The following is a 12,094-nucleotide window of genomic DNA, read 5'->3' as shown; positions in this document are numbered from 1 at the left end:
GCTCACCGTCATGCCCGTCCAACGGACGACCGCCGGTCACCGTTCCACCACCGCCCCCACCGCGACCTTCGAGTGCCTCACCCCCTCCGCACCGGGCCGCCCGACAACCCGGTGACGCGGCGGAGGAGAATCGGCGCATGCGCATCCTGATCGTCACCGCCGGCTCACGGGGAGACGTCGCGCCCTTCACGGGCCTGGGACGACGCCTGCGGGACGCGGGACATGAGGTCTCCCTGGCCGCCCACCCGTCCTTCGCCTCGCTGATCGACGGCTGCGGCCTCGGCCTGCGGCCCGTTCCGGGAGACCCGCAGGAACTGCTCCGCGGGTGGTCCCGGGCGGCCACGCGGGACGAGGCCAGGGCCCTGACCAGGGCCTACGCGGACGGACTCGCCGAAGGGGTGGCGGATGCCGTGGCGGCCGGGACCGACCTGGTCCTCACCGCCCAGGGGCCGGCCCCGCTCAGCAGGACCGCCGGTGCGGCGTTCGGCGTGCCCGTCGTCGGCACCCACCTCGTCCCGTCCTTCGCCACGACCGAGTTCCGGCTGCCCGGCGCACGCGAGGCCGACGGTCCGGAGCCCGGAGGCAACCTCGCAGCGGGCCGGGCGGTGGAGCGGCGGACGCAGGCCGCGTTCGCGGGCGCGGTGACCCGGGTGCGCGCCCACCTGGGCCTGCCGGAGACCGGTCACGGCGCTCCGCAGGACTCCGGGCGGGTCTTCCACGGCTACAGTCCGCTGGTGATTCCCCGTCCCGCCGACTGGCCGTCCCGGGCCGAGGTGGTCGGCTACTGGTGGCCCGCCCGGCCGGACGGCTGGCAGCCTCCGGCCGAGCTGGTCGACTTCCTCCAGGCCGGCCCGCCGCCGGTGTTCATCGGCTTCGGCAGCATGGCGCCGGGCGAGGGGGACGGCTCGGCGAGCTGGTGACCTCCGCGGTCGAGCGAGCGGGCGTACGCGCGGTGGTGCAGGCCGGTTGGGCCGGACTGGGCGGCAGCGGCCCCACCGGTCCCGACGTCCTGGCCGTCGGCGACCTCCCCCACGACTGGCTGTTCCCCCGCACCGCGGCCGTCGTCCACCACGCGGGGGCGGGCACCACCGGGGCCGGACTGCGGGCCGGAGTCCCCGCGCTGCCCGTGCCGGTCCTGACCGACCAGCCGTTCTGGGCCGCCCGGCTGCACGGCCTGGGTGTCGCCCCGCCGCCCCTGCCGTTCCAGGAACTCACCGTGGAGTCCCTCGCCGCAGGGATCACGGCCTGCCTGTCGGAGCCGTCCTACCGCCACCGCGCCGCCGGCCTCGCCTCCCGCATGGCCGCCGAGGACGGCGCCGGCGCGGTGCTCGCCCACGTCTCCGCGGTGGAGTCGGGCGAGGGGCGCCTGCCGTGAACCATCGCCGACGGAAGAAGCTGACGAGGCGCCTGATTGACGCGGCGACGTTCGGCGACGGCGTCCGCATCCGCGCCCTGCTGCGGGCCGGAGCCGACCCCAACTCCCCCGACGCCGAGGGCACCACGCCTCTGTACGCGGCGTCGGTCGCCGGAGCCACGGACAACGTCCTCACCCTGCTGACCGCCGGCGCCTCCCCGGACGCGGAGAGCGGCCACGGCTCCGAGGGCACGCCCCTGTGCGCGGCCGCCTGCTGGGGAGAGACCGACACGGTGCGCGCCCTGCTGGCCCACGGCGCCGACCCGGGCCTCCGCGAGGACCACGGCACGGGCCGCTCCCCGCTCGAGTGGGCGCGGGCCGGGCCCTACCCCGAGGTCGTCGCGGCGCTTCTCGCCGCGGGGGCCCGGGAGTGAGCGGGGTCCAGAGCCGGGCGGCTGCCTGCGGCGAGGCGGCCCCAGCGCTGGGTCACTCGACGCGCTGATCCGGCCGACGGACCAGGGCGGCCAACTCTCCCACCACGGCGACGTCGTGCGACTCTCCGTCCCGGCCGCCCCCGCACCGCCAGACCGGCCGACCGATGACGCCGGCGGCTCGGGTCTCCCCTGCGTCGATGGTCCCCGCCGGACGGCAGTGCAGGCCCGTCCCGTGCTCGGGGCAGGTCGGCCAGACCTTCCAGAGCAACTCCATGACGGTCTCCTGCGCCGCCTCAGCGACCACGGCCAGCACCGTCGACGGATCCTCCGGCTCCGGCAGGTCCCCCGCCTCCGGATCCCCCGCGTTCACCCGGTCACCGTGCCAGCGCCCGTCCGGCAACGCCACGTGGACGTGCTCCCGGTCGTGCCCGTCAGGTCCCGGCGGACCACCGCACGGTGCCACCACCAGGACCAACTCGCCCTGCCCCGGCAGGGTCGCCGACAGGCCACGGTTGACCACGGCGAGCGCGGCCTCCAGCACGGGCCACCGGCCGGACGCGGCCCACCCGGGCTCCGCGGCACGCTGCCGGTCACGAACAGATCCGGCACCGGTGTTCGAGGAGTCGTTCACGGGGCCATCGTCCCAGCGAGGACGGGCGAGGCGTGCGGGCCCCGTGTCCCCGATCCCGAGTGACGCGCGTTGTGTTCCTCCGTCACAACACCGGTGAGCACGTACAGCGCGGGCAGGCCCGACGGCCGCTCTGCCTCGATCCGCTCGCACACCGACCGCAGGACCGCCCTGCCCTTGTCGACGACGTGTTGTGGGCAGTACGGGTCCGTCGTCTGCGCAAGAAACGCATGACCCGCCACCACTGTTCGTTCCCGATCGGCATGACGGCCGTGAAGGGCCGCTGTTGGTCAGCGTCGACGACCGGGCGACGGACCCGCAAGCACCGACACTCTGCCGGCAGTAGGTCCGAGCACGTCAGCGGTACACGCGGGGCGGAGGAGGCTGCGACACCAGCCACGAGTGACGGCGGCTTTGCTCATGGCATCGACATCCGGTCACATGCCCACTACTCATCGTCATGGAGGTATCGGCATCTTCTTCGCCGAACGCCCACTCTTCCCGGGATTCCGTGGAAGATCCAAAGCGTCTTGAATTCGCCCGTGAGTTCGATCAATTCGCGGGCACAGACCGGCGGCATGTGCAGAACTCGTGACAGCTTCTGGGGCGTCCGGTGGCCGCTGGGGCCGACCGGGGTCTCTCTGTGGGGGATGCTTCATGCACTCGCGTGCCGTGGGCACGCCGTTTCGGCGTGCCCGGAAGAACATGAGACGTGGCGTGGTCGCCGCGCTGACCGTGCTCACGGTAGGAGTGGCGGGGCTGCCGGCCGTCGCCGCTCCACCTGCGGCCGATCCGGCGGTGGAGTCGGTGTGGGGGAAGAAAACGGACCACCGGATGCCGCCGGTGAAGGTCGGCTCCAACAGGCCTGTGGCCTCGCAGGCCGAGGCGAAGCCCTCCAAGGACAAGGCGGCGTGGGAGGCGAAGCAGAAGGAGCGGGCCCGCGCGGGCAAGAAGGCGGACAGCTCGAGGTCGGCTTCGCCTTCTACCGACGTCACGTCTTTCAGTTACGTGCCGGAGAGTCAGGGCGCGGTCCCCTGGCACCAGATCTCCGACTTCCGGATCACCGACTCGCTGGTCGCGCGCATCGACCTGTCCACCGGCAATCTGATGCTTGCCGCGACCGACTTCGAGATCGCGGGCGTCGGGCAGAAGCTGCGCCTGGCGCGTACGTACAACTCCTTCGACGCACCCTGGGGCAAGGTCTCCGACCCGTGGTGGCAGGAGTACGAGCGCTACCTCGACCTGATGTACACGTCCGAGGTGATCTTCTACGACTCCTCCGGCGCCACCGTCCGGTTCAGCAAGAACTCCGACGGCTCCTTCACCACGCCGAAGGGCTACTCGAAGGACCTGAAGAAGAACAGCGACGGCACCTTCACGCTGACCGACCGCAAGTCGGGGACGAAGGACACCTACGACGCCAACGGCACGCTGACCAAGGTCACCGACCGCAACAAGGGCGCGATCACCGTCGAGCAGCACGACGAGGGTGAGGAGCACAAGGGCTTCAAGGTGACGGAGACCCGCTCGGGCCGGTGGGTGGACCTGGTCAAGACCTACCCGAGCCAGTGGCAGGCCAAGGACAACACCGGCCGCACCGCGGTGTTCGACCTGGACGCCGAGGGCAATCTCTCGCGGACGGCGGACACCGAGGGCAAGACGACCGAGTTCCGGTACGACTCCTCCCGCAGGCTCGTCAAGATCATCACGCCGGAGGGCCGGATCACGGTCTTCACCTACGACGACCACAACCGCGTGACTTCGATGCTACGGGCGACCGAGTTCGACGGCTCCGGGCACACCGGCCCGACCTACACCTACGACTACTCGGCCGACCACCCGTCCGACGCGGGCACCACGACGGTCACCGACCCCGAAGAGCACGACACCATCTACGAGCACGACGGCGACGGCAGGGTCACCAAGGTGACCGACGCTCTCGGTCACGAACGCTCCAAGAAGTACGACGCGAACAACAACGTCAGCGAGGCCACCGACGCGATGGGCACCGGCGGGGTCGGCAGCAATGTCACCATCTACGGCTGGGACTCCCGCAACAACCCCACCTCCGCGAAGCTCCCCACCGGGGCGACGGCCTCCGCTGCCTACCAGACGGTGTCCGGCGCGGACCTGCCCGGCACGACGACCACGCCGGACGGTGAGAAGACGGACTACACCTACGACACCGCGGGCAACACCAAGTCCGTCGCGGTGACCGGCACCGGCGGCGGCACGCAGACGTTCGACTACAACCCGGCCACCCCCACCTGCGGCGGCTTCGAGGGCCAGCGCTGCAAGGCCACCACGAAGATGAGCTCCACGAAGTCGGTCTCCACCGCCTTCACCTACGACGCCAAGGGCAACCTGAGCAAGGTCACCCCGCCCGCACCGCTGGGTGTGACGACCTACAACTACGACGACCTCGGCCGCCCCTTCATGGTGCGCGACGGACGCGGTGTGACGGTCACGTACGAGTACGACGAGCGCGACCGCGTGGTGAAGGTCGACTCCTCCAACTACCTGACCGTCACCTACGACTACGACGGCGACGGCAACCTCGTACAGCGCTCCGACAAGACCGGGGTGGTCGGCTACGCCTTCGACCCGCTGAACCGGGAGACCGTGCGCACCCTGCAGGACGGGTCGCAGACCATCCTCACGTACACGCCGGCCGGCAACGTCGACACCTACGAGGACCCGGCGGGCCAGACCGACTACACCTGGGACGCCGTCAACAACCTCACCCAGCTGAAGACGCCGGCAGGCAAGGTCACCACGTACGAGTACAACAACAACGACGTCCGCAAGAAGACCACCTACCCGGGCGGCACCGTCCAGGAGGTCACGCTCGACGAGTCCTCCCGGCCGGAGCGCATCAAGGCGACCTCGCCGAAGGGCACGCTGGTCGACCTGACCTACTCCTACGCCTACTCCGGCGCCAACGCAGGCGACGACGGCAGCAAGATCCGCACCAGCACCAACGCCGTCACCGGCATGAAGACCAGCTACACCTACGACGGCGCCGGCCGCTTCTACTACGCAAAGGAGGAGAAGGGCACCACCCTCAACTCCTCCTGGCAGTACTGCTACGACCTGGCCGGCAACCTCACGTCGCAGGGCGTCGACCCCGGCTGCCCCCGCGGCACCACCTACAGCGTCAACGACGCGCAGCAGATCACCGCGAAGAACGGTGACAGCACCAACTGGTCCTACGACAAGCTCGGCAACGAGACTGCCGGAGCCTCCACGCCCGAGGCGACCCGGACCGCCGAGAAGTGGTCCGACTACTCCCAGCTCACCTCGCTCACCGTGGGCGGCACCACCTACGCCGGACAGTACGGTTCGACCGACCAGAGCGAGCGCATCCGCCTCGGCGACACCTTCTTCCACAACGGCCCCCTGGGCCTGTCGGCGAAGACCACCGGCGGCGTGGACATGGGCTTCAACCGGGAGCCCGGGGGCAGCCTCAACTCCATGACGACCGGGGGCAAGAGCTACTACTACCTCACCGACGCACTCGGATCCGTCGTCGCGCTCACCGACGACACCGGCGCCAAGGTCAACTCGTACAGCTACAGCCCTCGCGGCGTCACCCGCGCCGCCACCACCGAACAGGTCCCCCAGCCCTACCGGTTCGCCGGCGGCTACCAGGACCCCACCGGCCTCTACCACTACGAGGCCCGCTACTACGACCCCAACATCGGCCGCTTCAACAGCCCCGACCCCTCCGGCCAGGAGAAGAACCCCTACCTCTACGCCGAAGGCGACCCCGTCAACCGCATCGACCCCACCGGGTTGCTCGGCATGGGTCTTTTCACCGGCGCGTTGAGTGCGGTCGGCCTCTCCAACGATGGCGCTTCCGTGGGCGCCATGTGGAACGCGGCTCTCGATGGGCAATGGGGCAAGGCCGCTGGGATCGGCTTTGGGCTGGCTGTAGGAACAGCCGTTGAGGCTGCCTGCATCGGAGTGGCAGCAGTGGGCGCTGGCCCGACCGCCGCAGCCATCGCCGCAGTTCCGTGCATGGCCATCGGCGAAGCCGCCAGCTCATTCGCCGAGGATCGGGCCGTTTCCGCCTGGTCCTGACGTTCCCGGGGCAGGCGGGCATTTACCCGCCTGCCCCGACCAACGAGAGGAGGAACGCGTGTTCACGCTTGCCGCTGAGGGAAAAGGGTGGTGGATCCCAGAAGGATGGGCCATCCCTATTATGATCATAGGTGCGGTTTTGGTGGCTCTGATCATTTGGATCGTTCGAAGGAATGGTTGGTGAAGGGGGCCGCTCACCGAGCCTCGCCGGATGAGGTAGCACCATGAAAGGCGCGGCTGTAGCCATCGTCGCCGCTGGGGCAGGACTGGCTCTCGTCTTAGGGGTGATGGGGGTTGATCGCGTGGCGATCCTCGCATCGACAACACCGGTGATTGCCATCGGGATTTTCCTGCTTCGGCGTTCACGCTCCTGATCGCATTCCGGTGAAGTGGGTTGTGGTCTTGGTCCTCTCGAGGTCACTGCGAGCACCCACGGCTCCGAAGGAGTCAGCACAGGCGGCAGCACCGGCCGTGAAGTACACCTTCTGACCGGATACGAGCGAGAGACGCCCATGCCCACTCTGCTTCAACTCGCCAACTACAGGCCTGACGGGCCCTCGTGGTCGCCCTACGCAGCTGTAGGGGGAGTGGTGATCATCTTCATCATTCTCGGCATCGGTTACCTGCGGAAGCGCAAGTAGAAACAGCACGCGAGAAGGCCCTTCTGTTACCAGGAAGGGCCTCGCTCGCGTTCGTATCTTCTCTACACGGAAAGGACGCCGGCGTGCACATCGTTGTCGGAGTGTTGATCGCTCTGATGGGTCTGTTCCTGCTCCTTGGCGGGCCTAAGCGGGCTGCTGTGTACGGCAGTCGCAAGGGAGAACGGTTCAGCAGGTCCAACGCGTTGGCGTACAGGGCCATCGGTGGCGTGTTGATCCTGGTCAGGGTGGTCTACGCAACTGGTGTCTGGGGTTGACCGGTAGCTTTCGCTTGCGGCGCCTTCTTACGATTTTTCGGCGTTCACGTGACCGATCGAACTCGGAGAGATGAGCCACCCGGTCCCAGAGCTACGGGCATTCACCACGGCTGGCAGTTGAGCGGCGCCTTGCTGCACTCCAGGGGCAGAGTGAAGAACCGTCATGCACCGGACAGCCGCCCATTCCCTCGTGCGGCACGGGACCGGATGCCACCGGGGCGGCGCTTGGTGGCGCCGCCCCATACCGTAAGGAGAAGGGGAAATGTTTCATATCGCCTCGGAAGGTGCGGGCTGGTGGATCCCAGAAGGGTGGGGGCCCTACCTATTCTTCGGATCTCTCGCCTGCGTGGTGGTCATCATCCTCTACTTCCGAAAGCGCCAGAGGTGAGGCCCTCGCGACACGCCACCGGAGGCGTCCTGCTTTGCATAGCGTTCGTAGCTGCAATAGCGCTGAGCAGCATTGACGCACCGCGATACGTAACGATCACCACTGCTGCCCTCTTGATACTGGGCGGGTTCCACCTGCGGAGGAGCGACTGAAGTGCCAACCGCACTTCTCTTCTCTTTCTGGTCAGGGGGCGCGTGCCGAGAGGGGAACCTCTACCTATATACGCAGAGGGTGACCCCGCCAACCGCATCGACCCCACCGGACTCAGTTGGGTCAGCGCTGTCGCGGAAGGTTCGGGCGACTTGTTCGAAGCCGTCTCGAACGGCCTCACCGGCGACACCAACGCACTGATCGAACAGGTCGCCGGCCTCGCCACCGGTATCGCGATCGAGTCTGCCTGGCGTTCGCCGCGGGATTCGCGGCCGTCCCCACAGGAGGAGTCGCTGCCTTCGCCCTCGGCACCGGTTGCACGATCGTCGCGGGGGCAGTGGGCGAGTACGTCGGCGGGAAGGTCGAGGACTCGCTGAGCAACTGATCCCCACACCTCAGAAACGCCGGGGTGGCCGGCCTGCGACGGCCACCCCGGCACCGAAGAAGCCATGATGTTCGAACGCGTCTACGGGCGAGGCGCGATGAAGCGCAACTTCGTCGTCTTCGTCGCCTCGTCCTGCTTTCTGTACCTGCTCGCCATTTTCCTGGGCGCGAGAGGCGGGTGGGACGCCGCGCATCCGGTCCTGGCCGTCGCGTTGATCATCGACACCCTGGTCCTTGTCGCGTGGCTCGCTTTCGGCCGCAAGAAGAAATCCCCCTGAACCCGTTACGAGAGAAAGAAGGTGAAGCAGTGAACCTGGCTCGCGCGTGGTATCCAGACGGAACTTTCGGGATCATCCTCTTCGTCGTGGCAGTCGCGGTGGTCATCGGCATCATCACGTACTACGGAGTGAAGAACAATCGACGGGGATCCTCCGGAAGGGGAGAGTGAAGCCGACACCGCGCCGTTTCCACGTACGTGGAGCCGTCTCTGCCCGGCCGGTCCGACCTCGGCCGGGCAGAGCGCCGCACTGCTCGCATTCCCATGGGCGCGCCGCCTGAGGCGTCCTGCTGTGCGCAGCGCTCGAAGTTCCCATGGCGCTGGACGACATCGACCTACCGCAAGACCGAACGAGCACAAGCGCAGCCCTCCTCATGCTCGAGCAGCATTCCCACCTCTCCGCCGAAGGCTCACCCGTCGACCGCGTCGACCCCAGCGGGCTCTCCCAAGTGGTCGCACCGATCCCGCCCGGGCCACTGACAACACCCCCGCGCCGCCTACTTGGTGGCGGACGGCACGGGCGCGGTGCTCATCGTGTCCGCACCGGGCACCGCCCGCGGCAGCCGTGACGCGGCCAGGAGGCCGAGGGCGGTGAGGGCCGCCAGGAGCAGGAGCGTGGAGCTCAGCGAGGAGAACGCCGTCCCGGAGACCCCCGCGGCGACGGCGATCCCCAGTGTGGGCCCGACGTTCATGGCCGTCTGCTTCAGCCCGCCCACCACCCCGGCGTAACCGGGCGGCGCGCTGCCGACCACGGTCCCGGTCGCGGTGACCATCACGGTGGCGCACCCGGCCCCGACCGCCGCGAAGGGCACGGCCATGCCCGCCCAGGTGCCCGCCGGACCGAGCACGGACAGCGCCGCGATCCCCACGACGACCAGCGCGGAGCCGGCGACCGCGGTGCCGCGCACCCCGAACCGCCGCATGGCGGCACTCGCCACGGGGGCGCCGAGGATCATGCACGCGGTCAACGGCACCAGCCGGAGCCCGGTGACGAGCGGGTCGAGACGGAGTTCGTCCTGCAGGTGGAACGTGGCCCGGAAGAGCGTCCCGAACAGACCGGTGTTGGTGACGAGCAGCAGCGCGAGCGAGGCCGTCACCGGCACGGACCGCAGCACGGCCGGCGGCACGACGGGATCGGCCACCCGGCGTTCGTGGCGTGCGAACACCGCGCCCAACCCGGCGACCGCGAGGAGTTCGAGCAGCGTCGCGGCGGCCCACCACCCCCGCTCGGGCACCCCGGCCAGGGCGTGGACCAGCACCGCGAGCGCGACGGCGAGCAGCCCGGCCCCGGCGAGGTCCAGCCGCTCCGCCCGAGCCCGGTCCGGCGTCGTCGGCGTCGGCGTCGGCGTCGTGCGCATGGCGAGGACCAGGGCGGCGATGAGCAGCGCGACCGGCACGTTGACCCAGAACACCGAACGCCAGCCCAGGTGGGCCACGAGCACACCCCCGAGCAGCGGTCCGGCCCCCGCGGCCACCGCGATGGCGCTGGTGCGGATCGCGATGGGCGTGCCGAGCCGGTCCGGCGGGTAGCTCAGCCGCAGCAGCGCGAGCGTCGCGGGCTGCAGGAGCGCGCCGCAGACGCCCTGCACCGCGCGCAGGGCGATCACCCCGTTCACGCCCGGCACCAACGCGATGCCCGCCGAGGCGGCCCCGAATCCGAGCACCCCCGCCAGCAGCAGGCGCCGGTGACCGTACCGGTCCCCCAGCCGCCCCGCGACGACCAGGAAGGCGGCCACCGCGACCAGGTAGCCGGTGCTCGTCCACTGGACCTGTGCCACGCTCGCGCCGAGGTCCGCCGCCAGGCTCGGCTGCGCTACGAGCAGGACACTGCCGTCGAGGGCGACGATCATCGCGCCGGCCACACTGACCGTGAGGGCGAGCCGCCGCCGCAGCGGCGTGGTCACCGCCGTCACGGGGTCACCGGTCCGAGATGGGCGTCCAGCACCGCCATGACCAGCCGGTCGCGCTCTTCGGCGGCCAACCCTTCGTGCCCGAGCACGAGTTGGAGGCTCCCCCACGCCCATAGCTGTGCGACGCCGTGCAGGTTGGCCCACAGTGCGGCCGCGGCCACCTCGGCCTCCTGCCCCGGGCGGCACGAGGCGACCATCCGCGTGAAGTGCTGGAACATCGGCAGGGTCGCCTCGCGCAGCCGCGGCTGCTCCCCGGCCGCCTGCTGCAACGTGCTGTCCAGCAGTTCGTGGCGGAACATCAGCTCGAACATGCCGCGCCGCTCGAGCGCGTACCTGACGTAGGTCCGCGCGATCGCCTCCAACTGCGCGCGTGGGGTGGGCGCGTCGGCCGCGGCCGCCACGAACCAGGCGCCCAGGTCCTCGAAGCCGCGCCGGGCGATCGCCGACAACAAGGCGTGATGCGTGGGGAAGTAACGGCGCGGCGCGCCGTGCGACACCCCCGCCCGGCGCGCGATCTCCCGCAGCCCCACGGACGCGGACCCCTCGGCCAGCACCAGGTCCACCCCGGCGTCGATCAACCGCTCCCGCAGGGAGCCCTCACCAGACATGGACAGTGTCTACCACCCTCGCGTAGACACTGTCTACCGCGCGTGGTGAGGGCCGCGGCGCGAGGGATGAGCGACGCCGGGCCGGTCACGATCCGGTCAGGCGGAAGCGGCGAGACGGCGGCGCAACTCGCCCTCCGGGACGTCCTCCTGGTGGGTCAGGAACACCCACACGTGACCGGACGGATCACGCAGGATGACCGTGCGGTCGCCGTGGAACATGTCGGTCGGCGGCTGGAGGATCTCGGCCCCGGCGGACTCCGCGCGACGCGCCAGGCTGTCGACGTCCGGCACGAAGACGTGCAGCGTGACGGACGTGCCCCCGCCCAGCGAGGCGGGCGCGGCGAAGGACGCGGCCTCCGCCTCCTCCACACTGGCGTCGCCCAGCATCAGGGTGGACGGTCCGATGCTGATCTCTGCGTGCAGGACGCCGCCGCCCGGGGCGTCGATCCGAAAGTCCTCCCTGGCGCCGAAGGCCCGCCGGTAGAAGTCGATCGCCGCGGCGGCGTCGTCGACCATGATGTGCGGGACCACCGCGTAGCGGTAGCGGTCGGGGATCTCGGCGAAGTCGCTGCGCTCGGTCATGGCGGACCTCCTGGACGTGGACGCCGCCGGCGGTTCCGACGGCTCGGTGCCGAACCTAGGAACCCAAGCGCGCTTGAGGTCAAGCGTGCGGGGAGGCGACGGCCTCGGGCGACGTCGCCGTGACGCGACCCGCCGCTGCCCTGCTAGCCCGTTTGTCCGCGTGCCGGTGCACGCGCGGTGGGCGTCGGTGACGCTGTCGGAAGTGACCTCGGTGACGTGATGTCGCTGTTCAGGGGCGTGCCGACGGAGGAGCCGACACATGATGCACCGGATCGTTGCCCTTGCCGTGGCGGGTGCCGTGGCCGCGGCGGTCTCGGCCACGGCGGCCACGACGGCCCCGGCGCGGGCGCCCGAAGGAGCGGGGACCCCCACCCCCGGAC

The 12,094-nt window shown here is 70.0% G+C and carries 11 protein-coding genes; 6 read left to right on the top strand and 5 right to left on the bottom strand.

The features are described 5' to 3' along the window. The first annotated feature begins 137 nt into the window (after window positions 1-137). The 3 genes from ACOV8S_RS03525 to ACOV8S_RS03515 are packed head-to-tail and all read left to right on the top strand — an operon-like array spanning window position 138 to window position 1,788. Window positions 138-920 carry a glycosyltransferase gene (locus ACOV8S_RS03525; RefSeq protein WP_448316049.1) on the top strand — a complete coding sequence of 261 codons (783 nt, stop codon included), beginning with the start codon at window positions 138-140 and terminating at the stop codon, window positions 918-920. Further along, window positions 917-1,375 (top strand): glycosyltransferase, encoded by a 459-nt coding sequence (locus ACOV8S_RS03520; protein WP_448316048.1) that lies wholly within the window; start codon window positions 917-919, stop codon window positions 1,373-1,375. The genes ACOV8S_RS03525 and ACOV8S_RS03520 overlap by 4 nt, the downstream gene beginning before the upstream one ends. Then, window positions 1,372-1,788: an ankyrin repeat domain-containing protein gene (locus ACOV8S_RS03515; protein ID WP_448316047.1), complete on the top strand. Its 417-nt coding sequence runs from the start codon at window positions 1,372-1,374 to the stop codon at window positions 1,786-1,788. The genes ACOV8S_RS03520 and ACOV8S_RS03515 overlap by 4 nt, the downstream gene beginning before the upstream one ends. 52 nt (window positions 1,789-1,840) lie before the next feature. Here the strand turns inward: ACOV8S_RS03515 and ACOV8S_RS03510 are convergent, their stop codons facing one another. Beyond that, window positions 1,841-2,419: a hypothetical protein gene (locus ACOV8S_RS03510; RefSeq protein ID WP_448316046.1), complete on the bottom strand. Its 579-nt coding sequence runs from the start codon at window positions 2,417-2,419 to the stop codon at window positions 1,841-1,843. After that, on the bottom strand, window positions 2,416-2,658 hold the full coding sequence (locus tag ACOV8S_RS03505) for a DUF5713 family protein (RefSeq protein ID WP_448316045.1): 243 nt from the start codon (window positions 2,656-2,658) through the stop codon (window positions 2,416-2,418). The genes ACOV8S_RS03510 and ACOV8S_RS03505 overlap by 4 nt, the downstream gene beginning before the upstream one ends. Window positions 2,659-3,121: 463 nt before the next feature. Here ACOV8S_RS03505 and ACOV8S_RS03500 point away from each other — a divergent pair, with 463 nt between their 5' ends. From ACOV8S_RS03500 to ACOV8S_RS03490, 3 genes are all read left to right on the top strand, one after another. Further along, a complete protein-coding gene (locus ACOV8S_RS03500; RefSeq protein ID WP_448316044.1) occupies window positions 3,122-6,499 on the top strand; it encodes an RHS repeat-associated core domain-containing protein in 3,378 nt (1,125 codons plus the stop codon). Window positions 6,500-7,011: 512 nt separating this feature from the next. After that, on the top strand, window positions 7,012-7,140 hold the full coding sequence (locus ACOV8S_RS03495; protein ID WP_448316043.1) for a hypothetical protein: 129 nt from the start codon (window positions 7,012-7,014) through the stop codon (window positions 7,138-7,140). A gap of 1,262 nt (window positions 7,141-8,402) precedes the next feature. Beyond that, complete coding sequence (locus ACOV8S_RS03490) at window positions 8,403-8,615, top strand: hypothetical protein (protein ID WP_448316042.1); 213 nt, start codon at window positions 8,403-8,405, stop codon at window positions 8,613-8,615. A gap of 496 nt (window positions 8,616-9,111) precedes the next feature. Here the strand turns inward: ACOV8S_RS03490 and ACOV8S_RS03485 are convergent, their stop codons facing one another. From ACOV8S_RS03485 to ACOV8S_RS03475, 3 genes are all read right to left on the bottom strand, one after another. Further along, window positions 9,112-10,518 (bottom strand): MFS transporter, encoded by a 1,407-nt coding sequence (locus ACOV8S_RS03485; RefSeq protein ID WP_448317336.1) that lies wholly within the window; start codon window positions 10,516-10,518, stop codon window positions 9,112-9,114. Window positions 10,519-10,523: 5 nt separating this feature from the next. Further along, entirely contained in the window at window positions 10,524-11,132 is a 609-nt protein-coding gene (locus ACOV8S_RS03480) for a TetR/AcrR family transcriptional regulator (RefSeq protein ID WP_448316041.1), read from the bottom strand. Window positions 11,133-11,228: 96 nt separating this feature from the next. After that, a complete protein-coding gene (locus tag ACOV8S_RS03475; protein WP_448316040.1) occupies window positions 11,229-11,714 on the bottom strand; it encodes a VOC family protein in 486 nt (161 codons plus the stop codon). Between the last annotated feature and the right edge of the window lie 380 nt (window positions 11,715-12,094).

The sequence above is a fragment of the Streptomyces sp. CO7 genome, assembly GCF_053474865.1.
This window is presented reverse-complemented; position numbering and strand designations above follow the sequence as displayed.

Bases quoted from the DNA above. Each gene is read 5' to 3' on its own strand.
- ACOV8S_RS03525 (WP_448316049.1), top strand. From the start codon at position 138: ATGCGCATCCTGATCGTCACCGCCGGCTCACGGGGAGACGTCGCGCCC.
- ACOV8S_RS03500 (WP_448316044.1), top strand. From the start codon at position 3,122: ATGAGACGTGGCGTGGTCGCCGCGCTGACCGTGCTCACGGTAGGAGTG.
- ACOV8S_RS03495 (WP_448316043.1), top strand. From the start codon at position 7,012: ATGCCCACTCTGCTTCAACTCGCCAACTACAGGCCTGACGGGCCCTCG.
- ACOV8S_RS03490 (WP_448316042.1), top strand. From the start codon at position 8,403: ATGATGTTCGAACGCGTCTACGGGCGAGGCGCGATGAAGCGCAACTTC.
- ACOV8S_RS03480 (WP_448316041.1), bottom strand. From the start codon at position 11,132: ATGTCTGGTGAGGGCTCCCTGCGGGAGCGGTTGATCGACGCCGGGGTG.
- ACOV8S_RS03475 (WP_448316040.1), bottom strand. From the start codon at position 11,714: ATGACCGAGCGCAGCGACTTCGCCGAGATCCCCGACCGCTACCGCTAC.